At 76.8% G+C, this 25,558-nt stretch carries 17 protein-coding genes and 2 pseudogenes; 4 read left to right on the top strand and 15 right to left on the bottom strand.

Annotated elements, in window-relative coordinates; genetic code table 11:
• Positions 1–265 precede the first annotated feature (265 nt).
• Positions 266–430: a hypothetical protein gene (locus FHU37_RS25565; protein ID WP_179817002.1), complete on the top strand. Its 165-nt coding sequence runs from the start codon at positions 266–268 to the stop codon at positions 428–430.
• 268 nt (positions 431–698) lie between these two features.
• Positions 699–866 carry a PIN domain-containing protein gene (locus FHU37_RS28680; protein WP_246451294.1) on the top strand — a complete coding sequence of 56 codons (168 nt, stop codon included), beginning with the start codon at positions 699–701 and terminating at the stop codon, positions 864–866.
• Here the strand turns inward: FHU37_RS28680 and FHU37_RS25555 are convergent.
• The 8 genes and pseudogenes from FHU37_RS25555 to FHU37_RS25520 all read right to left on the bottom strand — a co-directional run bounded on the left by FHU37_RS25555 (position 846) and on the right by FHU37_RS25520 (position 11,980).
• Complete coding sequence (locus FHU37_RS25555; protein WP_376774061.1) at positions 846–1,802, bottom strand: endo alpha-1,4 polygalactosaminidase; 957 nt, start codon at positions 1,800–1,802, stop codon at positions 846–848. The two genes, FHU37_RS28680 and FHU37_RS25555, sit on opposite strands and share 21 nt — an antisense overlap.
• A 138-nt stretch (positions 1,803–1,940) precedes the next feature.
• Complete coding sequence (locus FHU37_RS25550) at positions 1,941–2,669, bottom strand: spherulation-specific family 4 protein (protein WP_179817388.1); 729 nt, start codon at positions 2,667–2,669, stop codon at positions 1,941–1,943.
• Positions 2,670–2,707: 38 nt separating this feature from the next.
• Positions 2,708–3,598: an NAD-dependent epimerase/dehydratase family protein gene (locus tag FHU37_RS25545; protein WP_179817001.1), complete on the bottom strand. Its 891-nt coding sequence runs from the start codon at positions 3,596–3,598 to the stop codon at positions 2,708–2,710.
• 152 nt (positions 3,599–3,750) lie between these two features.
• A pseudogene (locus FHU37_RS25540) lies at positions 3,751–4,452 on the bottom strand (sugar phosphate nucleotidyltransferase); the annotation flags it as partial.
• A 149-nt stretch (positions 4,453–4,601) separates the two neighbouring features.
• Positions 4,602–5,600: a GDP-mannose 4,6-dehydratase gene (locus FHU37_RS25535; RefSeq protein WP_179816999.1), complete on the bottom strand. Its 999-nt coding sequence runs from the start codon at positions 5,598–5,600 to the stop codon at positions 4,602–4,604.
• A 148-nt stretch (positions 5,601–5,748) separates the two neighbouring features.
• On the bottom strand, positions 5,749–7,629 hold the full coding sequence (locus FHU37_RS25530) for a hypothetical protein (protein ID WP_179816998.1): 1,881 nt from the start codon (positions 7,627–7,629) through the stop codon (positions 5,749–5,751).
• Positions 7,626–9,476 carry a GT4 family glycosyltransferase PelF gene (gene pelF, locus FHU37_RS25525; RefSeq protein ID WP_179816997.1) on the bottom strand — a complete coding sequence of 617 codons (1,851 nt, stop codon included), beginning with the start codon at positions 9,474–9,476 and terminating at the stop codon, positions 7,626–7,628. Before pelF ends, FHU37_RS25530 begins: the two co-directional genes overlap by 4 nt.
• Before the next feature lie 5 nt (positions 9,477–9,481).
• A complete protein-coding gene (locus FHU37_RS25520) occupies positions 9,482–11,980 on the bottom strand; it encodes a hypothetical protein (protein WP_179816996.1) in 2,499 nt (832 codons plus the stop codon).
• 512 nt (positions 11,981–12,492) lie between these two features.
• Between FHU37_RS25520 and FHU37_RS28675 the strand changes: the two genes are divergently transcribed.
• Positions 12,493–14,280 carry a GH39 family glycosyl hydrolase gene (locus tag FHU37_RS28675; protein WP_312892862.1) on the top strand — a complete coding sequence of 596 codons (1,788 nt, stop codon included), beginning with the start codon at positions 12,493–12,495 and terminating at the stop codon, positions 14,278–14,280.
• Between the two features lie 85 nt (positions 14,281–14,365).
• Positions 14,366–14,656 (top strand): ribbon-helix-helix domain-containing protein, encoded by a 291-nt coding sequence (locus tag FHU37_RS25510; RefSeq protein ID WP_179816995.1) that lies wholly within the window; start codon positions 14,366–14,368, stop codon positions 14,654–14,656.
• A gap of 31 nt (positions 14,657–14,687) precedes the next feature.
• Here FHU37_RS25510 and FHU37_RS25505 read toward each other — a convergent pair whose 3' ends face one another.
• From FHU37_RS25505 to FHU37_RS25475, 7 genes and pseudogenes are all read right to left on the bottom strand, one after another.
• Positions 14,688–16,934: a hypothetical protein gene (locus tag FHU37_RS25505; RefSeq protein WP_312892861.1), complete on the bottom strand. Its 2,247-nt coding sequence runs from the start codon at positions 16,932–16,934 to the stop codon at positions 14,688–14,690.
• 143 nt (positions 16,935–17,077) lie between these two features.
• Positions 17,078–18,889 (bottom strand): lipopolysaccharide biosynthesis protein, encoded by a 1,812-nt coding sequence (locus FHU37_RS25500; RefSeq protein WP_179816994.1) that lies wholly within the window; start codon positions 18,887–18,889, stop codon positions 17,078–17,080.
• Entirely contained in the window at positions 18,886–19,935 is a 1,050-nt protein-coding gene (locus FHU37_RS25495; RefSeq protein WP_312892859.1) for a polysaccharide deacetylase family protein, read from the bottom strand. The genes FHU37_RS25500 and FHU37_RS25495 overlap by 4 nt, the downstream gene beginning before the upstream one ends.
• 320 nt (positions 19,936–20,255) lie before the next feature.
• Positions 20,256–21,251 (bottom strand): annotated as a pseudogene (locus tag FHU37_RS25490) (glycosyltransferase family 2 protein); the annotation flags it as partial.
• Positions 21,252–21,355: 104 nt separating this feature from the next.
• Entirely contained in the window at positions 21,356–22,369 is a 1,014-nt protein-coding gene (locus FHU37_RS25485; protein WP_179816993.1) for a glycosyltransferase family 2 protein, read from the bottom strand.
• Positions 22,370–22,535: 166 nt separating this feature from the next.
• Positions 22,536–24,047, bottom strand: a complete 1,512-nt coding sequence (locus FHU37_RS25480; protein ID WP_246451292.1) for a DegT/DnrJ/EryC1/StrS family aminotransferase — start codon at positions 24,045–24,047, stop codon at positions 22,536–22,538.
• Positions 24,048–24,186: 139 nt separating this feature from the next.
• Positions 24,187–25,281 carry a GNAT family N-acetyltransferase gene (locus FHU37_RS25475; protein ID WP_179816992.1) on the bottom strand — a complete coding sequence of 365 codons (1,095 nt, stop codon included), beginning with the start codon at positions 25,279–25,281 and terminating at the stop codon, positions 24,187–24,189.
• Between the last annotated feature and the right edge of the window lie 277 nt (positions 25,282–25,558).

The raw sequence follows: 25,558 nt of genomic DNA, 5'->3' as shown, positions 1-25,558 counted from the left end.
CACCGGACGAGGCGTACCCGGGCGAGGCGTACCCGGACGAGGCGTACCCGGACGAGGCGTATCCGGCGGAGCGGAGAGGTATCCGGACGAGGCCGATCTCAGCCGAACGGGTGATGCTCACCGGCCGCCCGGCCGACGCGCGCGCGGCTAGGCTGAACGTATGACCCGTTCCGTATCCGCCGGGTGCCGTACGACGAACGGCGAAGCGCCGGGCCGTCGCCCCAGGCCCCCGCGAATCGCCAGGCTCGCTTCAGCGCGGGAACGTGTGCGCGCCCGCGCCCGCCGCAGGCTCGTGCCGCTGAACGCGGCGCCCCCCGAGCTGCCCGGCTTCCCGCTGCCGGGCTTCGTCGGGATACTGCACGGCGGCCCGGCCGACCTGGCGGCCCGTTCGAAGCAGCTGGTACGCGGCCACGAGGAACCGGTGGAGTGACGGCGCTGGAACGTTGCACGGTGGTCGACACCGGACCACTCGTAGCCCTCGCCCACGCGGACGACAAGGACCATCTGCGGTGCCTGGAATGGCTGACCCGCGTGGCACGGGAGCGGCGCCGCTTAGTCGTACCCGTCCCGGTTCTCACCGAGGTGTGCCAGCTGCTCGAACGGGAGGGCGGGCCGCGAGTCGAAGCCGCGTTCCTACGTGACGTGGGCGGGTCGGAGCTGCTGAGGCTCTACGCCCCGGGCGGGAACAGCTCCTCCGCATGGCCGACCTGGTGGAGAAGTACCAGGACTTCCCGCTCGGTGCCGCCGATGCGGCGGTGGTGGTGACGGCGGAACACTTCGGGACCCGCTCGGTCGCCACCCTGGACCACCGCCACTTCAGAGCGGTTCGGCCACAACACGTTCATTCATTCGAGCTCGTCCCCTGACAGCGGTGGCCCCGAGCAGGTCTCGCGCCAGGCGTCGAGCTCCAGGCGTTTGTGGAGGGACGACAGTCCCAGCCGGCGGGAGGTGGCGCAGAACTCGGCCGCGGGGACGGCGTACTCGGCGTGGAAGACCGGCTTGCCGGCGTCCAGGAACGGCCGCAGCAGGTCGCACTCGGCGAACTCGGCGCACTCCTCGTTGACCGCGAAGTCGAACTCCCCCACCAGCTCCGGCACCTGCGGCAGGTCGTTCTTCAGCCCGACCGCCAGGCCCCGCTCGTGGGCCAGCCGGGCGATCAGCCGGTTGTAGGCCAGCTGGTCCTCCGCCGTCAGCGGGAAGCCGGTGTGCTCGGTGTAGCCCTCCAGCAGGTCCGGCTCCACCGCGTCGAAGCCCTTGGCCACCGCCAGGTCCATCCGCGCGGCCATGATCGGCTCCAGCACGTCCACGCGCCGGATGTCCAGCCAGCGCTCCCCCGGCCAGCCGTTCGGCTCGCCCAGCACCTCCGCCGGGAAGGCGTCCGCGTCCGGGCGGAACTCCTCCCAGGCCCCGGCGTTGAGGTAGGCGATCACCCGGCGGCCCCGCCCGTGCAGGGCGGCCACCTGCTCGGCGCTGGTCTCGTGCAGGTCGACGTCGTAGACGTCCGCCTCCACGGAGAGGTCCAGTTCGCCGCTGAGCTGCCACTGCCAGCTCAGCCCGGCGGTCGGCCGCCACCATCCCTCCGACGGCCGGCCGGCCCCCGACGACTCGCCGGCCCCCGGTGACCGGCCGGCCTCCGGCGGCTCCGGGGAGCCGCCGGTGCAGGCCGCCAGGAGCGCCAGGGCGATCAGGGGGCCGACGAGGAGGCCGATGCCGGCGGGAGTCCGTGGGGCGACGGGCCGACGGGGGCCACCCGCCGCCGGCCCGCCCGCCGCGTTCCGCGTCCTGGACGCTGCTGTCCGCACGGCGGGCAGTCTGCCACCTCCCCGGCGCCGGCCGCGCGGGAGGCCCCCACCGTCCCGCCGTCCACCGGCCGGCGACGGCACGACGGCACGACAGCACGTCGGCGCGATGACACGTCGGCACGTCGGCCCGTCGGCACGTCAGATCGCGTGCTCGCGCGGGCGCGGCGCGGCGGCCAGCAGCCGCTCCTCGGCGTCCCAGTAGCCCGGCAGGCCCTCCCAGGGATTGGTCCCGGCGCGGTCGGTCACCAGCGCCGTGCCGGCGCCGTGCCACTGGCACATCCGCAGCGCCGCGTCCAGGTACCGGTGCGGCACGCCGTACACCAGGTGGCAGAAGCGCTCCGGGGGGTGGTCGGCCACCCAGTCCGGGGCCTGGAGCCACCGGTAGGCGGACCACGGCCCCTCGAAGGTGACCACCTGGTCGGCCACCTGGAGGTAGCCGGGGTGCGGGTGCACGCCCGGGTTGAGCACCAGCTCGCGCGCGCCCAGGGCGCGCAGCGCGCCGGCGCTGCCCCGGTACCGGTTCAACCGCTCCGGACCGGAGGAGACCTGGTCGAGGAAGAAGCCGTCCACCCGGTACCAGCTCAGGTGCCGGGCGGCGTCGGAGATCAGCTCCTCGGACGGGCGGGTGCCGTAGCCGGTGTCGAGGTAGCCGAGCACGGTGACCCCGGCGGCGCGCAGCGCCGCGACCGTCTCGACGTAGGCGCGGTCGACCCGGGTGCCCGGGCCGTCGGCGACGTTGAGGACCACCCAGTCCAGCGGGGCGCCCGGCCGGGCCAGCCGGTCCCAGTCGTCCGGGGCCAGCAGCGGGTGCACGTACGCCGGCACGCCGGCCGCCACCCCGGGCCGGTCGCCGGGCGCCTCCGGCAGGCCGTCGGGCCCCTCCGGCCGGGGGCCGCCGCCGGCGGTCACACCTTGCACGCCGCCTCCATCCAGACGTCCGCCAGCGACTCGTCCAACGGGATGCGGTACCGCCAGCCCAGGCGCTCCTTGGCGGCCCGCACGTCGGCCTGCTGCCACAGCACGTCGGCGGAGCGCTCGGAGCCGACGCCCTCCTCCTCGACGCGGCCGACGAACCCGGCGGCCCGGACCAGCATCCGGGCGGCCTCGCGCACCCGGGTGGGCACCCCGCTGCCGATGTTGATCACGCCCTGGGCGCCGGAGACGGTCGCCGCGTGCACCGCCCGCGCCACGTCCCGCACGTCCACGAAGTCCCGGAAGGCCGACAGGTCGCCGACCCGCGCCACGTTGGTGCCGTTCTCCATGGCCTCCCGCAGCGCGGTGGCCAGCCGGCCCATCACCGTCCCACCGGGGGTGCCGGGGCCGATCGGGTTGAACACCCGCAGCACCACGGCGTCCAGTCCGGAGGAGGTGACGAGTTCGGTGCCGGCCAGCTTGCTGAAGCCGTAGCCGCCCACCGGCTGCGGCGGCGTCGCCTCGTCGATCACCACCCCGGGCGGCACCGCGCCGTACTCGGCGGCGGAGCCGAGGTGCACCAGCCGGGCCCGGTGCCGGCTGCGGCGCATCGCCTCGCACAGGGTGGCCACCGCCACCGTGTTGCCCAGGGTGAGGTCGCGGGCTCCGCCGCGGGTCGCCCCGGCGCAGTTGATCACCGCGCGGGGGGCGACGGCGTCGATGAAGCGGGCCAGCACCCCGGGCTGGCCCTCCGCGAGGTCGAAGCGGATGTCGGCGCCCTCCCGCCGGCCGAGCACGGTCAGCGAGACCTCGGGGTCAGCGAGCAGGCGGTCGGTGACGTGGCGGCCCAGGAAGCCGTCGGCGCCGATGAGCAGGATTCGCATGGTCAGGCTCCCATCGTGAGCTGGTCGACGTCGTCGCCCAGGGAGTGGGCGTGTCCGTAGGCGGGGCGGTAGGCGGCGGGACCGTAGCCGGCCGGGCCGTAGGCGGCTCGGCTCGCGTCCAGGCCGCGGGCGCGGGCGGTGTCCGGGTCGGGCAGCAGGTGCGCGCGGTGGGCGTCGAACTCGGCGTTCGCCCGGTCGTAGTCGTCGGGGCGGCCTATGTCGAGCCAGTAGCCGTCGAAGGCGTACTCGGCGGGTGCCTCGCCCCGCTCCAGCAGGTCCAGCACGAGTTCGTCGAAGCCCAGCGGCCGGCCCGGGGGGTAGGCGTCGAGGACCCGGCGGGTGACCCCGTAGACGCCCATGCTGACCCGGTAGTCCATGGCCGGTTTCTCCGTGAAGCCGGTGATCCGGCCGGCCCGGGTGGTGAGCACGCCGAAGTCGATGCGCACCTGACGGGGGGAGGTGGCGATGGTCAGCGGGGCGCCGCAGGAGGCGTGCCGGGTGAGCAGGTCGCCGAAGTCGAGGTCGGTGAGGACGTCGCCGTTCATCACCAGGAAGTGCTCCGGCAGGCGGTCGCGCTGCTGCACCAGCGGGCCGATGGTGCCCAGCGGGGCGTCCTCGGTGGCGTAGTCCACCCGCAGGCCCCACTGGCTGCCGTCCCCGACGTAGGAGCGGATCAGGTGGCCGAGGTGGTTGATGGCGAGCGTGGCCGAGCGGAAGCCGCGGTCGGCGAGCTGCCGCATCACGATCTCCAGGATGGAGTGTTCGTCGCCGATCGGGACGAGCGGCTTGGGCAGGGCGGTGGTGTAGGGGCGCAGCCGCACCCCTTTGCCGCCGGCCAGGATCACTGCGTGCACGGTGTTCGGTCCTTGGTGGGTCGGGTGACCGGGGGCGGGGACGGGGGGCCGGGAGGGCCGCCGGCGTCCTCGCGCCGGGTCGTGGACGTGGTCGTGGACGTGGTCGCGGGTGTGGACGTGGACGTCGGGTCGCGGGCGTCGGTCGCCGGCTAGAGCTGGTACTCGAAGGGCCGGTAGCGGGCCAGGTTGGCCGGTTCGGTGAACCAGGCGGCGGTCTCCTTCAGGCCGGACTCCAGGTCGTACAGCGGGCTCCAGCCGGTGGCCGCGCGCAGCCGGCGGCTGTCGCAGAGCAGCCGCATCACCTCGGAGCCGTCGGGCCGCAGCCGTTCCGGGTCCTGGCGGACGACGGGCTGCCGCCCCATCACGTCGCCGATGCGGGTGACCAGTTCGCCGACGGACACCTCGACGCCGCTGCCGGCGTTGAGGACCTGGCCGACGACCCGTTCGGCCGGGGCGGTGCCCACGGCCACGAAGGCCCGCGCGGTGTCGGTGACGTGGGTGAAGTCGCGGGTGGGGCGCAGGTCGCCGAGCACGATCTCCTCGGCGCCGGCGGCGAGCTGGGCGATCACGGTGGGGATGACGGCCCGGGTGGACTGCCGGGGGCCGTAGGTGTTGAACGGGCGCAGCGTGACCACGGGGAGGCCGAAGCTGTGGTGGTAGGACTCGGCGATCCGGTCGGCGGCGGCCTTGCTGGCCGCGTACGGGGACTGCGCCTGGGTGGGGTGATCCTCGCTGATCGGGACGGTGCGGGCGGTGCCGTAGGTCTCGCTGGTGGAGGTGTGCACCACGCGCTCCACGCCGTGCTGGCGGGCGGCGTCGAGGACGTTGACGGTGCCCAGGACGTTGGTCTCCACGTAGGAGCGGGGGGCGCGGTAGGAGTAGGGGATCGCGATGAGCGCGGCCAGGTGGTAGACGGTCCCGGCGCGGTGCAGCAGCTCCTGGCAGCAGGCGGGGTCGCGGACGTCGCCGAGCTGGACCTCCACCGCGTCCAGCACGTCGGCGGGGAGGGTGTCCAGCCAGCCGTGGGAGGCGAGCGAGTTGTACTGCACCATGGCGCGGACGCGGTGGCCGCGGGCCACCAGGGCCTCGACGAGGTGGGAGCCGATGAAGCCCTCGGCGCCGGTGACGGCGACGGTGCTGGTGTCCATGTCGTGTGGTTCCTGTCCGGGTTCCGGGTCGGTGGGGACGAGCGGGGGTGGGCGGGGGACGGGGGGCCGGCGGGGTGGGCGGGGCACCGTTGGTTAACCGGTTCCGCCCACCGGGGGACACGGCCGGTGCGGGGATTTCCGCGTGGCGTCAGCGGTGTCTGCTGGCGCGGACGAGGACGGCCCGGGCGTGCGGCAGCAGGGCCAGGGCGACGCCGCCGCAACCGGCCAGCTGGGTGGCGGCGACGACCGTGGCGGCTCCGGCGCCGCCCGGCAGGCCCGCGAGGGGGTGTCCGGCCCCGCCGGCCACCGCCCCGGCGGCGAGCAGCAGGCCGGTCTGCGCGCCGGCGGCGAGCAGCGAGGAGGCGACGGCGGCGAGCGTCGCGCCGCAGGAGAGCAGCAGGAGCTGCAGCAGCACGAGCGTGCCGAGCGCCAGCAGCGCGGCGTACGGCAGGAGGCCAGGTCCGGTCGCCGCCCCGGTCAGCAGGCGGTGCGCGGTGGTGAGCGCCACGGCCAGCGCGAGCAGGCCGACCAGGTAGACGGCGAGCCAGCCGGTGAGGGCGGGGCGCATGGCGCGGGAGAAGTCGCGCAGGTTCCCGCTGCTGGCGAGGCCCCGCCATCCGGCGTTCCGGTAGCGGCGGACGCACCACTCGGCCAGGCCCATGGAGAGGGAGAGCGCGGCGACCAGCGGGACGGCGGGGGCGGCGGGCAGGTCCGGGCCGGGGCCCGCGGCGGCTGCCGGCGCGGGGAGGAGGCGTTCGCCGAAGACCGCGAGGGTGATCAGCCAGCCGGTCCCGGCGCCGTGCAGGGCGTGCGCCAGGGTGGGGGGCAGCGTCAGGGCGCGTGGGAGGCCGGGCGGGCGGCGGCCCGGGCGCAACCGGGTGGCGAGGGTCCGGGCCACGAGGGACCGGGCCACGAGGGACCGGGCCGCGGTGATCCGCGCGGTGGTGAGCCGGGCGGCGGTGATCCGCGCGGCGCGGGACGCCGGGGCGCCGGCCGCCGGCTTCCGGCCTCCGACGGCATCGGCCGCATCGGCGGGCCGTCGCGGGTCGCCGGCGGTCCGCCGTTCCCGGCGGACGGCCAGCGCCGCCAGCCCGAGCGCCACCGCCACGGCGACACCGGCCAGCAGCGACGCCACCGGCCCCAGCGCCAACCGGGCGGCCGGCGCGAAGACCCCCGGCAGGTGGCTGGACAGCGTCAGCACGCCGGCCGCCAGCGCGGGCAGCAGGGCCAGGCCGAGGGCCCGTTCCCGACCGAGCACCAGCAGTGTGGTGGCGGCCGTCAGGTAGCAGACGCCCCCCGCGCCGACCACGGCCGCCCCCGGTCCGGCGCCCAGCACCGCGGCGAGCAGCCCGGCCAGGACCGTGCCGGCGAGCGCGCCGGCCACCATGCCGCGCCCCAGGGCGCGGGCCGCCGCCGCCCGGCCGGTGGTGCCCAGCAGCAGGTGGCCGCGGTAGGCCAGCCCCTGACCGAACGCCATGCCGAGCAGCAGCACGGCCAGGGCGGTCACGGTGCCGGCGGGGAGGCCGAACGGTCCGGCCGGGCCGCCGGCGAGCCGGTCGGCGACGGCGGCGTAGCCGGGGCCGGGGGCCGCGTAGAGCAGCCCGTGCAGCAGGGAGCGGACGCCGCCCCCGTGCCAGGGGCCGCGGTCGTCCACCGGGGTGGCGCGGTCCCCCGGCCGGGCGTCGTGCCGGGGCAGGCGGGCGGCGCGGGCGTGGAGCTCCTCGGCCAGCGAGAACAGGTCGGGGTGCCGGTAGACGGCGGCGGCGCGGTCGCCGACACCGGCCGCCTCCAGGCCGGCCGCGATCTCCAGCGGGTGGGTGGCGGCGGCGCACAGTTCGGCGTGCCGCTCCAGCAGCGCTCCGACCGGGTCGGTGGCGGTGGCCGGGTCGGCGGCGGGGGCCGGGGTGGGGACGCCGCCGGACGGCCCGGGGGGCGGGTCGGCCGGCCGGGGCGCCGTTCGCGGTCCGTCGGCCGGACGGGGCGGATGAGGTGGGTGGTACGGCGGAAGCAGCAGGGTCGGGGCGCTCACTCGGGACTCCCGCCTTCCCGCTCCAGGCCGCCGCGTTCGTCGTGGACCCGGCTGGCCCGCCCGGCGCGCACTCCGGAGAGGAACCGCGGGGTGCGCAGCGTGCGCGGTGGGCGGCCGGGCTGCTCCGGCCGGTCCGCCGCCACCGGCCGGGCGGGGCGGGGCCGGGCCGGGGGCAGCGCGAGGGCACGGGGCGCGTTCCGCCCTCCCTCCGGGTCGGCCGCGGCCTCCCGTCCGGGGGCGCGGTCGGGTGCGGCGCCGTGGCCGGGGCCGTCGGCGTGGGTGAGCGGACGGGAGCGGTCGGCGTGGGTGAGCGGACCGGAGCGGTCGGCGTGGTCGGCGGTGGGCCGGGCGAGGTCGCGGTAGATCTCCCGGAAGGCCGTCACCGCGCGCTCCACGGTGAACATCCCCACCGCCCGGTGGCGGGCCGCCGCCCCCAGTCGGCCGCGCAGGCCGGCGTCCCGGAGCAGCACGGTGCAGGCGTCGGCCAGCGCGCGCGGGCTGCGCGGCGGCACCACCAGGCCGGTGTCCCCGACCGCCTCCCGGACCCCGCCGACGTCGGTGGCCACGGTCGGGCGGCCGCAGGCCATCGCCTCGATGAGGGTGTACGGGAAGCCCTCGGAGACGCTGGAGAGCACGACCACCCCGCCGGCGGCGTAGGCGTCGGTGATCCGGGGCACCCGCCCCTCGAAGGTGACGGCCCCGCCCAGGTCGAGGTCGCGGACCAGCGCGACCAGGCGGTCCCGGTACGGCTCGTTGCCCGGCGGGGTGGGGCCGAACAGGCGCAGCCGGGCCCCGGGCACGCCCTCCCGCACCAGGGCGAAGGCCTGGAGCAGGGTGACCAGGTCCTTGATCGGGTCGATGCGGCCGGCCCAGCTGAGGGTGGGGACGGCCGGTTCGGGCCCGGCGGGTGGGAAGTCGGCGGGGTCCACCCCGTTGTAGACGGTGCGGATGCGCGCCGGGTCGGCGCCGCAGCGTTCCTCCCAGCGCCGGTTGTAGGCGTTGCCGGGGGTGATGGCGTCGGCGGCGCGGTAGGTCTCGACGGTGAGCAGCCGGAAGAAGGCCAGCAGCAGCGCCCGGACCGGTCGGGTGAACGGTGCGTCGCGGTAGCCGAGGTAGCGTTCGCGCAGGTAGACGCCGTGCTCGGTGAGCAGCAGCGGGGTGCCGAAGAACCGCTTCGCCAGCAGACCGGGCAGTGCGGCCAGGCCGCCGCTCACCGCGTGGCCGAGGTCCGCGGAGGCGAGGGAGGGTTCCTCGCCGGGTGTCGCGCCGGGCGCGTACCAGGGGGCGGTGAGCGGCCGCAGGCTGTGTTCCAGCAGGTCGGTGGCGGCCAGCAGGTCACGGACGGTGACCGGCGGGGCGTCGGGGCCGCCCTCCGGGTACGGGGTGCCGTCCGGGTGGGGGCCGCCGGACGCGCCGGGGCCGCCGGCGTGGGCGCGTGCCGCCCAGAGGCGGTCCAGCACGCGCAGGGCGTCCTCGGAGCGCAGCAGGGCGGGCAGGCCGCCGTCCCGGGCGAGTTCGGCGAGCCGGTAGAGGGACTCGGCGAAGCCGTCCTCGGCCGCCGGGTCGAGCAGGGCGGCGAGCAGTGCCTCGTAGTGGTGCAGGTAGCGGCGGCGCCGGCGGCCGGCCGGTGGGCGGCCGCCGGGCGCGGCGGCGGCCCACAGCGGCTGGGTGCGCACGGCGCGGACGTGCTCCGGCAGGGTCCAGGCGAGTTGCTCGTGGCCGCTGGCGGTGAGGGCGTGCAGGTGGAAGTCGTGCTCGGGGAGCCCGCGGACGAGTTGGTCGCACCAGACGCTGACCCCGCCGTGGGCGTGCGGATAGGTGCCCTCGGTGAGCATGGCGACGCGCATCCGGCTCACCTCGGCCGCTCGCCGGTGGCGCCGGGCCGTGCCGCGCCGGGGTGGTCGGGCGGCTCGGTGGCCGGTCCGGCGGGGAGCACGGGCGGGCTGACCGGGAGGGGGACGCCGTCGGCGTGGGCGGCGGGCGCCTCGGGCAGGGGGTCGAGCGGCGCCGGCTGGGTGAGCGGCCGGGCCGGCCCGAACGCCGTGCCGGGACCGGACGCCGCGCCGGGACCGGACGCCGCGCCGGAACCGGACGGGCCGGACGCGGCGGTGCCGGGGTGCGGGGCGGCGGGGAGGCGCCAGACCAGGTCCGCGCCGGTCGCGGTGGTGTAGGCGGAGCGTTCCCCGGCGTAGGGCTCGCCGAAGCGGGCCCCGCCGGCCCGGCGGGTCTCCTCCGGCACGGTCAGCGGCACGGGCGTGCCGGCCGGGGCCCGGACGGTGACGCGGTCGCCCTCGACCCAGGCGGTGACCCCGCCGGCGCGGAGCGCGGCCCGCCAGGCGTCCTGCCGGGCGAGTTCCTCGCCGAGGGCGCGCTGCGGGGCGCCCACCAGCGGGGCGGTGTCGTCGACGGCGGAGCGGAAGGCGTCGAGCACCGAGCCGATCAGGGCGTAGGCCAGGCGGTCCTCGGCCAGGTTCGACTGGTGGATGTAGTGCGGGCGCGGGTCGCCGGCCAGCACGTGGCCGAGCGCGGTGCGGGTCTCCAGGGGGAGGATGTGGCCGGTGAACCCGGTGGCCACGTCCAGCGGCTCGATGCAGGTGGTGGTGGCGGGGTTGTCCTCGCAGATGCCGCTGCCGCCGTCGGCGCGCGAGGTGTAGATCCAGTTGTACTCGTCGACCAGCTCGGCGGTGGTGCCGACGTTGTAGAAGATGTTCATCGGGTGCCGCGGGAGGGTGGTGGCGCGGGAGCCGGCGAGCTGCCGCTGGGTGGTCTCCCGGGAGTTGTCCGCGGCGAGCCATTCCACGCCGGTGGCGGCCAGGGCCGGGCCGAGGTTGGGGTTGTCGGTGCTCTGCTGGGGCAGCGTCACCAGCCCGGAGTGTTCCCCGGTGACGAGTTCGCCGCGGTCCAGTGGCAGGCCGTGCGCGATTCCCCAGTCGGCGCCGAGCCTGATCTGCCGTTCGATCTCGGCGCGGTCCACCCAGCGCACCGCGCCGGAGGCGTCGGTGGCGCACCGCCACGGGACGACGCTGGTGTCCTGGACGCATCCGAGGTAGGGGTGGTCCCAGGTGTGGTTGATCCAGCGGTACTCCCGGCGGTCGGCGAGCAGCCGCTCGGTGAGCGGGTCGCCGCCGGCCTCCTCGATGCGCCGCTGGGCCGGGCCGGCGTTGTAGACGAGGTCGAGGGTGAAGTCGTTCTCGCGCTGCCACCGGCGGGCGTGGGCGGCGTCCTCGGCGGTCATCAGGATCGGCTCGGTGCTGGGCGCGGGGCCGCCGCCGGCCGGCGGGGCGCAGTCCACGTCGCCGGGGGTGCAGTTGGCGGCGGTGTGCCAGCGGTCGTCGGGGCTGAGCACGTCGTCGACGTGCACGGCGAAGAAGTAACGATTCTGGCCGAGGTGCACGCCGCGGGTGGCCCAGCTGACGACGGCGTGGCCGAGCAGGCCGACCTGCCGCTGGTGGGCGTTGCCGGAGAAGCCGAGGACGAGTTCCTCACGGCCGCCGGCGCGGTGCACGCCGGCGAGCACGCCGGTGCCGGAGCCGTCCGGCGCCTGCGCGGTGACCACCGGTTCGAAGCTCTCCCCCGGCGCGCCGTCCGTCGGCGCGGGGAGGAGGGGGCGGGCGAGGTAGCCGTAGCTCTCGGAGACGTCCGGGGCGACGTCCTCGAACGGCAGGGGTCCGTCGAGGTAGCCGAAGGCGCCGCCGGCCGCGGTGGGGTCGACGGTGGCGGTGAGCCCGTCCAGCGGTCCGGCGTAGTGGGCCTGCTGGAGGCCGACGCGCGCGCCGGCCCAGGCGTAGGCGATCACCCGGCGGACGCCGAAGGTGCGTTCGTACTCCTCCAGGGCGGCGGCCTCGGCGGAGCCGGCGGGCAGCGGGTCCGGGCCGGGGACGATGACGGCCTGGTAGCGGCCGTGCCGGGGGCCGCCGGTGAGGAAGCTGGTGGTGATCCGCGGGCGGTCGGCCGCGGTCAGGTCGACGCGGGTGTACGGGACGCCCTCGCGGTCGAGCTGGGTGGCCAGCGCCTCCACGGGGGCGGCGCCGTCGCTGAGCAGCAGCACGCGCAGCTCGATCCGCGGGGCGGCGACCGGGGTGCCGGCGACGGGCGCCCCGGAGGTCGCGGGGGACGGCGGCGGGGAGGACGAGGCTGGGCCCCCGGGCGGGACCAGCCTCCCGGGTAACGCCGAGGCCAGGTCCGACTGGGTCAGCTGGGTCACCGCCGCGGTGGCCAGCAGGGCGGCGAGCCCGCCGGCGGCGCCCCGGAGCGCGCGGCGCCGCCGGTGCCGGCCGCGCGGCGTCCCCGGCGCGCGCCCTCCCGTGGCGGCGGCGCGGGGTGGCCCGGACGGATGATCATGGTGGTTCATCGGTGTTTCGTCGCCCTCCCTGGCGCGGACGCGGCGGTTGCGGTGGTCCCGTGCGTCGGACCCGGCCCTCGCCGCGATCGAGCGCGTGCCCGGCGGAGACCTCCAACGCCTGTTCGGCAGCGCGGGGACGAACGTATGACGATCCGGTGGACGGACGGGCGACAAAGCGTCGGCGCCACCGGATCGGGTGAAGCGGCGTAACCAAACGCCCCTTCGAGCGTTAGGTGCGCGCGATCCACGGGTGGGGCCGGGCCCCGACCGTCGGGGCGGGCGGGGGCCCGGGGGCGTCGAGCGGGCAGGGCCGGCACCGGCGCCGGCACCGCGGTGGATCCCACGCCGGCGAACAGCGCGATAGGTAAATCCCACGATCCGGCCATTCACCGCCCTACGATGAAATCCTTTCCGTGCCGCCGGCCATATCCCTGACACGCGCTCCGCACTCCGCATAGGTTTGATAAATGCTGCTCACCTGGCACCGACGCGCAGCCCACTCACTGGTCAAACACCCGATCGTGGCGGCAGCCAGCGCCATCGCCGCCCTGCTCCTGCTGGTTCCCGTCGTCGCCTCCCGCGCCCCCGGAAGGGAGGGCGAGCCGAAACCCGCGGCCGAGGAGCCGCGAAACCCGCCGCGCTGGGGAATCACCCACACGCAGTATTCCGCGGAGTTCGGCGACGAAGCCGCGGTCGACGACGCCCGGGAACTCCTCGCGGGTGAAACGCTGGTGCAGAACCAGCACATCATGGGCTGGGGCGCGATGAACCCGGAGCCCTCCCCCGGGGTCCACGACTTCGCGGCGCTGGACGCCCGCATGGAGATCGTCCGCGCCACCGGCGGACACCCGGTGATCACGCTGTGCTGCGCCCCCGACTGGATGAAGGGCGGCGAGCCGGGCAGCACCGACTGGGACCTCATCGAGGTCGCCGTGGCGCCGGAGCACTTCGACGACTTCGCGGAACTGGCCGCGACCGTCGCGCGGCGCTATCCCGAGGTCCGCGACTTCATCGTGTGGAACGAATTCAAGGGATTCTGGAACGACAGCGAGAACCGCTGGGACTACGAGGGCTACACCGAGATGTACAACCGGGTGTACGACACCCTGAAGGCGGTGGATCCCGACATCCGGGTCGGCGGCCCGTACCTCTCCATGGAGGCGTGGTCCCACCAGGACACCACCCAGCATTCCGACGTCGCCGGCGAATGGGGAGTTCTGGACAAACGGGTGGTGGAGGCCTTCGACTACTGGCTGGCGCACAAGCACGGCGCGGATTTCGTGGTCGTGGACGGTTCCATGACCACCCGGGACCAGGGCCTGGTGACCGACGAGTTCACGGCGACCGAGTACTTCGCCGACATCAGCCGCTGGGTGAAGTCCCGGACCGACCTGCCGCTGTGGTGGGCCGAGTGGTACGTCGAGTCGCAGATCGGCACCGAACAGTGGACCGACACCGGCGGGCTGTTCGGCCGCTGGCCGATGGACCGCACCGCCTCCCCTCCGCCCTCCCCGGCCGGAACCCCCGCGCCGACGGGAACGCCCCCGGCCGACCCACCCCCGACGGGAACGCCCCCGGTCGGAGCGGGCGAGCCGGCGGCCGCGGCCTCCGGCTGGGAGGACGGCGGCTTCCCCGGCTACGAGGACGGCATCGTGCCCTCGGCACCGCCCCCCACCGTCCCCGCCCCGACACCGCAGCACCCGGCCTCGCTGCCGCCCGCCCCGGCCCCGCCGGAGTGGCGCGCCGGCGACCACGGCGTCCCGGTCTCGCTGGACGAACGCCGCCGCACGGCCGTGCAGGCGGTGGCCATGATGGAGATGGTGCGCGGCGGCGTGGACGTCTCGCTGTACTGGAACCCGCAGACGACCGGCGGCCCCTGCCCCGGCTGCCTGTGGAGCCCCACCGACCAGCCCGGCGGCGGCCAGGTCATGCCCATGCTGGACGTGCTCCAGGGCTTCGCCCGCGCCTTCCCGGCCGGCACCCCGCTGCACGAGGTGCGGGTCTCCGGCGGGATCGGCGGCGAGGTCGCCATGCTGGCGCAGCGGCACCAGGTGGTGCTGGTGAACACCAGCGACCGGCAGGCCGTGGTGCGGATCGGCGACGTGACGGTGACCCTCCAGCCCTACGAGGTGCGCGGCCAGAACATCTGCGGCCAGCAGCCCGACGCCTGCCCCCCGCTGGCCGCGCCCGCCCCGTCGCCGACCGCCGCCGCGACCCCGAGCAGCCTGACCGCCCCCGGCACCGCCCCCTCGCCCCCGCCCGCCGTCCCCGTCCCGTCCCGCCGCGACCAGGACGGCGAGGAGGGGTAGGACGCCAAGTGGACGCGCGCTCGCGGACACTCCCCCGGGTGATGGGGCAGCGCGCAGCACGACGCGGCCGCACTACGCTGCCGCCATGGGTCGCATCACCTTCACGCTGGACGACGCGGTCCACGTCCGCGTCCAGGAGGAGGCACGGCGGCGCGGGATGAGCGCGGCCGCCTGGGTCCGCGAGCGGATCGCGGCGTACCTGCCGGCATCCCCGCCGCCACCCGCCGGCCGGCGGGTGTTCCACGCCATGGGAATCGGGGGCAGCGGACGGTCCGACATCTCCGAACGCATGGAGGAGATCCTGGCCGGCTACGCGGAGGGCCGGGACATCCTCCGCGAGGAGGAGGAACGGCAGCGGCGGGGACCGGCGACCTGAGAGGGCCTCACCCCAGGCCCCGGACCGGGCCTCAGGCCAGGAGCCAGAAGCGTTCCGCGACGACGGCGGCGAAGACCAGCAGCAGTCCGGCCAGCAGCGCTCGGGTGGTCCAGACGGCCGCGCGGGAGCGCGGGCGGTGGCGGCCGAGGGCCTCCCGGACCTCGACGGCGGCCAGCAGCCCCAGCAGCAGCCCGAAGACGCGCAGGCCCGTGGGGGTGTGCGGCGTGGTGCCGACCCGGGCGGTCAGCTCCGGCAGCGGGGGCACCGTGCGGTCGGGCCCCCACTCGTCCTCCGCCAGCGTGAAGACCGCGGCGTCCGGTCCGGCGACGACGGTGCGCACGCCCTCCTCGGCGGCCAGGGCCGCGCGCAGCCGCCGGCCCCAGTCCGGCGGGTAGCCGTAGTCCAGGTGGATGTGCTGGTCCTGCGCGACGTTGCTGATCAGGTAGGTCTCCGGCCCGAGGTCGCGCACCAGGTCGAGCAGGGCGGCCAGGTCGGTGGGATCCTCCGGCGCCGGGGCGGCGACGTAGCCGATCCGCTCGTGGGCCCGGTAGCCCCAGGGCATGTTGGGGGTGAGGTCGGTCGCCGGGGCGGGCGTCAGCCAGACCAGCCGCACGGTGCCGTCCCCCGCCGCCGCCACGTCCTCGGCGGCCCGGTAGACGGCCTCCATCGCGGCCACCTCGCCGGGCCGCACCCGCTCGTACGCCTCGTTCCCGAACCGGGCCACCAGGAAGGCGCCCAGCACCAGCGCCCCGCACAGCCCCACCGCGACCACGGCCGCCGGTCCTGCTCCGTCCCCCGGTCCGGGCCGCTCCGGGCGGCCACCGGGTGCGGTCAGCGGTCCGTCGGACGTCGGGTCGCTGGCTGGGGCGGTGGTGGCGGCGGTGCCGGGCCAGAGGGCGCAGGCGGCGAGCAGGCAGGCCGCCGGGAGGGCGAAGAGGTACACCCGCATGGCCATCTCGCCGCCGTAGCTCTGCGCGGCCAGCGCGCCGAACGGCACCAGCAGCAGGGCGAGCAGCGTGCGGTCGCCGAAGCCGGCGCGCCGCCGCCGCACCGCCCCGACGGCGGCCAGCAGCAGCACGGCGGCGGTGAACGTGCCGCGCGCGTACTGCACGGCCTCGTGCTCCGGCGTGCCGCCGCGCAGCCGGCCGGTCAGCGAGGTGGTCACGTTCGCGCCCACCCGGCCGAGGTCGCCGAACATCTCCGCCATGTGCCCGGACCAGTAGGGCGCCCCGGCGTAGCTCAGCCAGCCCACCACCATGACCGCCATGGCCAGCGGCAGCCGGACGGCCGAGCAGCGGCGCAGCACCACCAGTGCCGCGCAGGTCGCCAGGGTGACGAAGGGGGTGAGCTGGTGGCTGGCCGTGGAGGCGGCGAACAGCAGCAGGAGGGTCGCCAGGACCGCCAGCCGGCCCCACGGGGCCGTCGCCCGCGCCGGACGGACGCCCGGCCGCGGGCGGGGACGCGGGCCCGAACGGCGCGGGTCCGCACCACGAGCGTCCGAAGGGCGCGGGGCGGAACGGCGTGGGCCGGCCAGGAGCCGGGGACGGGCGCCGCCGGACGGCGTCGGCCCGGCGAAGTGCCGGAGCAGCAGGGCGAGGAAGGCCAGGTGCAGCAGCAGGTTGGCGGACTGCGGGGAGAAGTAGTCCTGGCCCACCCAGTTGACCGAGGTGAACAGCCACAGCCCCAGCCAGACCGCCCGGTCGGGCACGTCGAACCGGCGGTAGAGCACGGCCAGCGGCACCAGGTACAGGGCCTGGGTGACGACCGGGGCCCAGCGCAGCACGGGCGTCAGGTCGCCGGCGCGGAACAGGTCCATGGCGGCGGCCGCGGCCTGGAAGAACAGCGGCCAACTCCACCGGGCGTCCAGGGCGGTGGCGGTCTCCCCGGTGCGCTGCACGAAGTCGACGAAGCCGCCGTGCTGCCAGGCGGTCGGGAAGCGCGGTTCGGGTTCCAGGACGGCCGGCAGGCCGTGCAGGGAGAACACCGTGAGCAGCAGCCAGGCGGCGCGCAGCGCCCGGGTGGCGCGGGTGCCGGACGGGGCCGCGAGGGCGAGCGCGAAGCCGACGGCCAGCAGCGCGAGGCCCACCAGGGTGGCCACCGGCAGGGCCTGCACCAGGCCGAACGCGCCGACCGCGGCCAGGTCGGTCCCGCGCAGCGGCAGCCAGTACAGCGCCGCGGCGGCGGGCAGCAGCGCCGTCGCCCCCCAGGCCGCCACGCCGCCGCGCGGCCGTGCCCGGACGGCGGCTGGGCGGGCGGAGCCGGCTGCCGGACCCGCCACCTCGGGGTCGCTCGGTGGGGTGCCCGCGGGGGCGCTCGCCGGTGCGCTCGCGGAGGTGCCCGCGCAGGTGCCCGCAGGGGCGGTCGGGTCGGGTGGGGGCGCCACGTCCGCGTCGCGCCGACCCGGTCCTGACACCTGGACGCTCACGTGGGTTGTCCCGTCTCTCGCTCGCCGTGGTCCGCCGTGCTTCCGGGCGGACCAACGGCTCCGGGCGGTCGGCGGTCACCGCCCCACTCGGCCGTTCGGGCGGCGGCGCGCCGGCGGGGCCCGGCCGTCCCGCGCTCGGCGTCGCCCCGGTACCGGCCGGTTCCGTACCCGCCGTCGCCGTACCCGCCACGACGGCCATCGGCGGCGTCGCCGCCGGTTCCGGCGGCTCCGGGGCCCTGCCCGCCCCGGCGGGGCGGGACCAGCCGGCGCCCGGGCGGGGGCGGCCCCGTGCCGTCGGCGCGCCCGCCCGCTCCCCCCGACAAGCCCTCCGGTCCGGCCGGCGGCCGCCGTGCCACCTCGGTGCGCGCTCCGGCGACCGCGCCCGCGACCACACCGAGCACCGCCCGGGTGGGCCGTATCGGAGCCGCCGGGCCGGTCGGGGGCCCCGCCTCCGCCCGCACGCCCTCCGCGTGCACGCCCTCCCCCCGAACGCCCTGCGGCGGTCCGCCCTCCGACCGGGCGCCGGCCTCCGCCTCGGCCAGCACCCGCGCCAGGCCCGGCAGCGTCGCCAGCATCACCACCGTCTGCCCGGCGAGCACCGCCAGCCCCACCCCCACGATCCCGAACCACGCCCCCAGCGGAACGGAGCCCCCCAGCACCAGCGCGCACACCGCCGCCTGCACCGCGGCGACCCGCCCGGTGCGGCTCAGCGACCGCAGCACCCCCAGGTACAGCTCGATCAGCGCCCTGGGCAGCGCCGCCAGCGCCAGGACGCGCAGCAGGCCGCTGCCGCTGGCCGCGTACCCGGGGCCGAAGACGGAGAGGATCCACGGCGCCGCGACCACCAGCACCACGGTGAGCGGCACCAGGATCCGCAGCATGCGGGCGAGCGCCGCCCGGGCGTTGACGGCCAGTCGCCGGCTGTCGTAGGAGCTCTCCACGGTGAGCGAGGCCGCCATGTTGAGCCCGAGCAGGTCCACCGTCCCGCCCACCATCCAGGCGACGTAGAAGTAGGCGTTGACGCTCGGCTCGAACCGGGCGGCCACCAGCACCGGCAGCAGGTAGGTCACCGCCAGCAGGCACAGCGCCCCGGTGTAGTCGCCGAGCAGGAAGCGCCGGATCTCGCGCGCGGTCGGCGGCGGCCGACCGTCCCGCCGGCCGTCCGCCTCGGCGGCCCGCTCCTGGCGGGGCGCCAGCCGGCCGAAGACCAGCGCCCCGCACACCCCGATGGACAGCGCCACCGGCAGCACCCAGGAGGCGAACACCCCGGCCCCGGGCAGCGCCGAGGCCAGCAGCACCAGCAGCACCAGCTTGGCCACGCCGTACACGGCGTTGTCGATGGGCACCCACACGGCGCTGCGCAGCGCCGTGAACACGCCGTCCTGGAGGGTGAACAGGCACCAGGCCACCACCGAGGCGGCGAACCAGACGCCGGCGCCCCACTCCCGCAGGCCGGCGTAGCCGGGCCCCCAGTGTTCCGCGGTGGCCAGGAAGACCACCGTGACGCCCAGGCCGGCGGTGCCGCTGGCGAGGTAGGTGCGGGCGATGAACCGCCGGGTGTGGCGGCCGGCGCGCGGCACGAAGCGGTTCAGGAAGCCGCTGAGGTTGAGCGCGGCCAGGCCGGCGAGCAGCTTCAGGGCGGCGATCAGCGCGGAGCCCAGGCCGACGTCCTCCGGCGCGTAGTAGTGGGCGGCCAGGATCCAGTAGGCCAGGCCGAGCACGGCGGTGGCGCCGGTGTTCGCCATCAGCGCGTAGGCGTTGCGCAGCAGCGGGTCCGTCGGACGCCGCCGGGTCGGCTGGTGGGTCACTGGTCGCAGACACGTCCCCACACGGATCGGCCCCTGCGGACCACCAGGTATCCGGCGGTGACCGCCCGGTCGCGCCAGACGGCGGCCGGCAGGCGCCGGGCGGTCACCAGGCGCCGGAAGAGCTCCGGCCCGGTGTCCCGCCGGACGGTCAGCCGGGGCAGCGCGAAGGGGTCCTCGCCGGGCCGGCTCACCGCGCCCCGCACGGCGCAGCTGGCCAGGTAGCCGGCCTCGCGGACGGCGTCGCGGACCCGGGCGCTGTGGTAGCCGTAGGGGTAGGCGAGGGTGCTGACCGGCGCGCCCAGCCGGTCCTCCAGGACGGCCCGGGAGTGCTCCAGTTCGTGGCGGAGCGTGCGGGTGGGGAGCTGGTCCAGTTGGGGGTGGGTGCAGGTGTGGGCGCCGATCTCGATGCCCTCCTGGTGCAGTTCGGCGATCTGGCCCCAGCGGAGCATCGGCGCCAGCCGGCCGCCCACGTCCACGCCGCGCCCGGCGTCGCGGATCCATCCGGTGGTGACGAACACCGTGGCGGTGAAGCCGTGCCGGCGCAGCAGCGGCAGCACGGTGGAGTGCGCGTCGGCGTAGCCGTCGTCGAAGGTGAGGGCGACGAGCCGGCGGGCCTGCTCGCCGGCCCCCGGCTGCGCCTGCCGGGCGGCCAGCAGGCCGGAGATGGTGGTCGTGGTGAAGCCGTCCTCGGCGAGCTGGGCGAGCTGCCGGGCGAACGCGGCGGGGGTGACGGACAGGCTCCGGGTCGCGGGGGTCGGGTTGGCGGACACCGAGTGGTACATCAGGATCGGCACGCGTCCGGGCCCCCGGCCGCGCCCGGGTTCCGGGCCGGGGTGGCCGGAGTGGGCGGCCGGGCCGTCGTGGAGGCCGCCGTCGGGGCGGGTCTCCGGGCACGGACCGGGTGCCGTGGCCCCGGTTCGTCGGCGCGCCGGTGGCTGCTCGGCCGGGTGGTGTCCCGGCGCCGACGGGGCGGCGGTGCCGCCCCCGGTGTGGCTGGGCGCCGGGCCGGTGCGGGCCACCGCCTCGTGTCGTGCGGCCTCCGTCATCGGGCTCCCCTCCGGTGCCCGCCCCGGGTGCGCGGCGGGCCGTCCGGGCCGGCCGCCGACAGCGGCGTGCTCCCGGTCGCGACGGCCCGGGCGCCGGAGCCGTCGCGGGCGGGCGCGCGGCGCTGCGTCGGCGCGCTGGTAGCGGACGGCCCGGGCGTGGTCGACGCGGTCGGGGACGGCCCGGGCGTGGACGGCCCCGTCGTGGACGACGCGGTCGCGGACGACGCGGCTGCCACGGCGGACGCCCGGGCGGGGCCGCCGATCCTGGTCGCGCCGCCGACCCGCGTGGCGCCGCCGGCCCCGGCGGCCCCGAGGGCCCCGGCGGGCCCGGCGGCCGGGGCGGGTGGTGCGGTGGGCGGCACGGGGGCGGCGGCCCCGGAGCCGCCGACCGTTCCGCGCAGCAGCCCCCAGGCGGCCGCCGCCGTCCCGGTCACGATGGCGCCGGCCTGGCCGAGGCCACGGGGCCGGCCGCGCAGGGCGTCGGTGAGCCCTCGGACCACGCCGCGCGGCAGGGCGACCGCGGCGTGCCGCCGCTCGCTGGCCAGCGCCGCGCCGCGCCCGGCGAGCCGCGCCACCTGGGCCTTGGAGAGCCCTTCGGCGTAGCAGCGGGACTGGAAGTAGCCGAAGCGGGTGCGCGCCTCGGGGACCCGGTGGTGGATCAGCGCGGCCGGCTCGTAGAGCAGCACGCTGCCCGGCAGGAGCCGGCTGAGCCGGATGCAGAACTCGGTCTCCTCGCAGCCCATCGGGCGTCCGCCGCGCGAGCGGCCGAGGTCGGTGCGGAAGCCGCCGACGCGTTCGAAGACCTCGCGGCGGAAGGAGGCGTTGCCGCCGGAGAGGTTGCGCACCGGGGCGCGGTGGGCGGGCAGTCCGCGGTAGCTGCAGCCCACCACCCAGTCGAACTCGGGCGGGAACCACAGCGGTCGGCGGATGTCCCAGCTGGGCAGGGTGTGGCCGCCCACGGCGACGACCGCCGGATCGGCGTAGCCGTCCGCCAGGGCGCCGACCCAGTCCCGGTCCGCGACGGCGTCGTCGTCGAGGTAGGCGACGACGCGGCCCCGGGCGTGCGCGGCCCCGGTGTTCTTGCCGCCGGACAGGCCCCGGGCCTGCTCGTTCTCCAGCAGGCGGACGGTGTCGTCGCCGGCGAAGTGCTCGGCCAGCCGGTCGTGCAGCCGGGCGTTGTGGTCGACCACCAGCAGCGTCTCCAGCGGGGGGCGCCGCTGGGCCCGGAGGGAGCCGACGGCGGCGAGGATGTCCTCCCAGCGCTGCTCGGTGTAGGCGCAGATGACGACGGAGACCTCCCCGGCGGTCGGCGGCACGTCGCCGGTTCCCGGGGCTCCCGGCGTTCCGGGTGTTCCGGGTGTTCGCGGGGTGCCCTGACCGGGGCGCGGGCCGAGGGGCGGGGTGGGCGCGGGTCGCTCGGTCACGCGCCCTCCCGCAGGACGGTGGCGGGCGCCTGCCCACGGCTGCGCGGCAGCCCCGGGTCGCCGCCGGGCACCGGCACGGCGGAGCGGCGGGGGCGGCTGGCGTCCGGGGCCGCCGGGCGGACCCGGGCCCGGCCCCGCGGACGCTCGGCGAGGATCACCCGCAGCACCCGCAGTCCGTCGCGCAGGGCGTGCAGGTTGCTGGCGCCGTGGATGCGGGTGCGCTCGTAGCTGGGCACCTCGTGGATGCGCAGTCCGGCCTTGGCGGCACGGATGTTCATCAGCGTCTCGACCTCGAAGCCGGTGCAGTCGATGCCGAGCCGGTCCAGGTGCCGGGCCCAGAAGGCGTTGTAGCCGTAGCACAGGTCGGTGTAGCGGGTGCCGTACATCCGGTTGACCATGAAGCCCAGCAGGCGGTTGCCGAGCCGGCGCAACGGGGTGATGTCCTCGCTGCCGCCTCCGTTGGCGAACCGTGAGCCCTTGGCGAAGTCCGCCCCGGCGACCAGGGCGCCGACGAAGGCGATGATCTCGCCACCGTCGGCCGAGCCGTCCGCGTCGATCATGACGATGATGTCGCCGCTGCAGGCGGCGAAGCCGGCGCGCAGGGCGTCCCCCTTGCCGCGTCCGCGCTGGGTGACGACCCGCACGTCGGGCCGCAGGCGGCGGGCGACGGCCACGGTGTCGTCGGTGGAGTTGCCGTCGACCAGCACGATCTCGTGGACCCACTCGGGCAGGGTGGCGAAGACGTGCGGCAGGTTGTCGGCCTCGTTCATGGCCGGGACGACGACGCTGACCCGCGGGGAGATGGCGAGGTCCGGCGAGACGGGGCGGAACCGGGGCCGTCTGGTCCGTGGCACGCCGCCGGCCTCGGTGGCGCGGGCGGCCGGGCGGGGCGACCGGGTGGTGCTCGCCGTGCCGCCGGTCGTGGTGGCGGCCGGGTGCGGTGGGCGGCCCGCGGCCTCGGGGCCGTCCAGCGCGGTGACGGTGCGGGGCGAGGCGATCGGCTCGTTCATCGGGCTGTTCCTTGGGCTGTGGCGCGTGGACGCCGCGGCGCGGTGGGCCGGGGGTCCGTGACGGGCTTGCGCGTCGGTCGGTGGGGGTCGGGTCGGGTCTGCCGGGGGCGCGGGGCTGCCGTGGGGGAAGGGCGGTCCGGGTCAGGCGCTCGCGGTGGGCTCGGGGTCAGCCACCGGAGGCGACCGTCGGCTCGGTGCGGACCGTCGGCTCGGGGTGGGGGGCGACCGGGGCGGGCACCGCGGCGGCGGGGCGCGGGCGGGCCGTGTCCGGTGTGCCGACGGCGGTGTCGACGGGTGTCCCGGTCGGCGGTACGGCGCCGGTCGGCTGCCCGGCGCCGATCGGCGGTGCGGCGTCGGTCGGCGGTGCGGCGGGCTGGGCGCCGAGCCGGTCCAGGACGGCCAGGGCGCGGGCGGCCTCCAGCGGGTCCACCGGGAGGACGTGCCGGGCGAACCAACGGGCCGCCTCCGGCGCGGGTGAGGGGTCGACGAACTCGGGCCCGGCGTAGTCGTCCAGCGGCGGGTCGTAGAGGTAGCCGGTGGCGATGCCGGCCTTCAGCAGGCCGGAGACCAGCCGGTCGCGGTCCCGCACCAGCAGGGGGACGCGGAACAGCGGCTGCGGCGGGTGGTCGCGCAGCCCGGGGGCGACCGCGGGGTGGTCCAGCAGCCGGCGCACCCCGTCGAGACGGCGGGAGCGCGCGGCCTCGGCACCGGCCAGCCGACGGCTCAGGCCGCGCCGCACCAGGGTGCCGTGGCGCATCCGGTAGTCGGCGAGGTCGACCCGGGTCCACGGGTCCATGGCCGCCAGCGCCTCCCGGGCGACGGCCGCCCGGAGCTCTGCGCCGCCCCGGCCGGCGCCCCCCTGCGCGGCGGCGTTCCCCGGCCCGACGGCGGCGTGGGCGCAGGCGTGGGCGGCGGAGATGGCGGCGAGCGCGGCGCGCAGCTCGTCCGGGCGCGGCGGCATCCGGTAGGCGCTGCCCCGCGGGTCGAGGCCGAGGCTGATCTTCGCCTGCCACGCCTGGCGGACCAGGCGGGCCCTCACGACCAGGTCGCGGGCCACCGGCAGGGCGGCGAGCAGCGCCTGGCGGTGCGCGCGGGGCGGCAGCAGCAGGGTCTCGGCCGCGCGCCGCAGCGCGGGCAGGTGGGCGGTGTCGCGCACCGCGAGGTAGCCGCCGGAACGGGCCCCGGCGTGCTTGGACAGGCTGAACGCGGCGGCGTCCCCGTGGCAGCCGACGGGGCGTCCGCCGACGGTGGACTGCAGGGCGTGCGCGGCGTCCTCGATCAGCGGGATGCCGCCGCGGAGGCAGCGTTCCCGCAGCTCGGGCGCGGGGTCCGGGACGCCGTACAGGTTGGTGGTGATGACGCCGCCGAGGGTGCGCCAGGTCTCCTCGGGGACGGCGTCCGGCAGCATCGAGCCGCGCCGCGGGTCGACCGGGGCGAACACGGGGCGCAGCCCGGCCGCGAGCACGACGAAGAGGATGACGTCGTCGTTGACCGGCGCCATCAGCACCCGGCCGCCGGGGCGGCACCAGTGGACCAGGGCCAGGAACAGGGCGAGGCGCCCGGACGGCAGCAGCAGGCCCTCCTGGCCGTTGCGCGCGCACATGCGCAGGTGGATGTCGTCCTCGAAGGTGCTGGCGCCGGGTGGGCGTCGGTCGGGGGGCGTCGGTCGTCCGAACATGCTCGGGGCCCTTCCGGCGTTCGTGGGGTGGTGGGGGCGGCCGGTCGTGCGTCGGGCGGGGCGCGTGAGGCGGGTCTCAGCGGCGGCCCCGGGCCGTGGCCCGGGGCCGCCCGGGGGTGGTGGGGGCGGAGCGCCGTCCTCAGTGGCCGGCGCTCCGGGTGGCGGTGCGCAGCCGGCCGATGCCCTTGAGGGTGCGGTCGGCGGCGCGGCGCAACCGGGGGTCGGCGAGCACGGCGGCGCGCAGCCGGCGCGGTGGGGAACGCAGCAGCCAGTGGGCGGCGGTCACCGGGGTGGGGCGGGTCAGGCTGCCCTCGGCGACGGTCAGGTCGTGGGTCTTGAGGGATTCCTTGTAGGCCATCTCGCCGCGCCCCATGTCCAGGTGCCACAGGCCCTCGGCGGCGGCCGCCTCGGCCATCCGCAGGTGCAGGACGAGGCCGGGCGAGAACCGGGCGAGTTCGGTGTCGTAGGTGGGGAACCAGCAGGCGAGCACGTGTCGGGAGGCGAGTCCGAAGTGGGCGGCGGCGACGCGTCCGCCGGCGCGCAGCACGGAGAGCCGGCCGGCGAAGTCGGGGCCGGAGACGGCGTGCAGGCGTTCCAGGAGTTCGACGATCCAGGGGTGGGCGAATCGGTCGGAGCGGCCGGTGCGGCGGTACTGGGCGGATTTCCAGGAAATGAGGGTGTGAAAAGTCGAGCGGTCCCCGCTGGCATATTCGAATGAGAGTTCGCCGCATCTGGCGGCGAGTTTCCGTTCCTTCGCCAGGGTGGTCCGCAGGAATTTCGGCGAGGAGGCGCGGAGACGTTCCAGCAGGGCCGGATATCCGGCGGTCACGTCGATGGCCGGGGAGGGGGCGGTGGCGGTGACGGCGCCCTCGAAGAGCTTCTGGCCGGCGGCGAGGTGGTCGAACTCCCACACCGACAGCCGGCAGGCGCGCAGCAGCGTGCCGGCGTCGACGTGGACGCCGGGCTCCACGACGGCGCCCTGGCAGTCGGACAGGCCGGCGCCGATGGGGACGCCGACGCCGAACGGGCGCCGCTGGTGGGGGAAGAAGCCGACCGGCCGGGCGCCGTCGAACAGCACGGCCACCCGGGCGTCGGCGCGGCAGGCGCCGACGGCGAGGGTGAACTCCGGTGACAGGAAGGGGTTGGCCAGCGCCGGGTCGTCGCGCTGGATCGAGCGCCATGCGGCCAGTTCGGTCTCGCCGAGTTCACCGGGAAGGGCTACCGAGATCCTCACGCGGCGCGCTACCTCTCTGCGCGACCGCCGAAGCGTCGGAATTCGACGTTTCGCGATCGTCGCTGACCTGGTGCTCAAGTGCTCTTACCGGAAGAATTGGAACTTGCCGGCGCGACCAGGTCAACGCGGGACATACAGGGGTGCGACCTTTTCACCCGTCAGGCGCATCGAATTACGCCCGACCAACCCCGGATAAGTATGAGGAAATGTATGCGCTGCTCCGTTCGCGCATCGGAGCGACCAGAATCGGTCAAGGCACGGCGGTCCACGCGCCCGT

Source organism: Allostreptomyces psammosilenae (assembly GCF_013407765.1).
Lineage (GTDB): Bacteria > Actinomycetota > Actinomycetes > Streptomycetales > Streptomycetaceae > Allostreptomyces > Allostreptomyces psammosilenae.
This window is presented reverse-complemented; position numbering and strand designations above follow the sequence as displayed.

Bases quoted from the DNA above. Each gene is read 5' to 3' on its own strand.
- FHU37_RS25485 (WP_179816993.1), bottom strand. From the start codon at position 22,369: ATGAACGAGCCGATCGCCTCGCCCCGCACCGTCACCGCGCTGGACGGC.
- FHU37_RS25535 (WP_179816999.1), bottom strand. From the start codon at position 5,600: ATGGACACCAGCACCGTCGCCGTCACCGGCGCCGAGGGCTTCATCGGC.
- pelF (WP_179816997.1), bottom strand. From the start codon at position 9,476: ATGCGCGTCGCCATGCTCACCGAGGGCACCTATCCGCACGCCCACGGC.
- FHU37_RS28680 (WP_246451294.1), top strand. From the start codon at position 699: ATGGCCGACCTGGTGGAGAAGTACCAGGACTTCCCGCTCGGTGCCGCC.
- FHU37_RS25480 (WP_246451292.1), bottom strand. From the start codon at position 24,047: ATGTTCGGACGACCGACGCCCCCCGACCGACGCCCACCCGGCGCCAGC.
- FHU37_RS25520 (WP_179816996.1), bottom strand. From the start codon at position 11,980: ATGAACCACCATGATCATCCGTCCGGGCCACCCCGCGCCGCCGCCACG.
- FHU37_RS25495 (WP_312892859.1), bottom strand. From the start codon at position 19,935: ATGACGGAGGCCGCACGACACGAGGCGGTGGCCCGCACCGGCCCGGCG.
- FHU37_RS25545 (WP_179817001.1), bottom strand. From the start codon at position 3,598: ATGCGAATCCTGCTCATCGGCGCCGACGGCTTCCTGGGCCGCCACGTC.
- FHU37_RS25510 (WP_179816995.1), top strand. From the start codon at position 14,366: ATGGGTCGCATCACCTTCACGCTGGACGACGCGGTCCACGTCCGCGTC.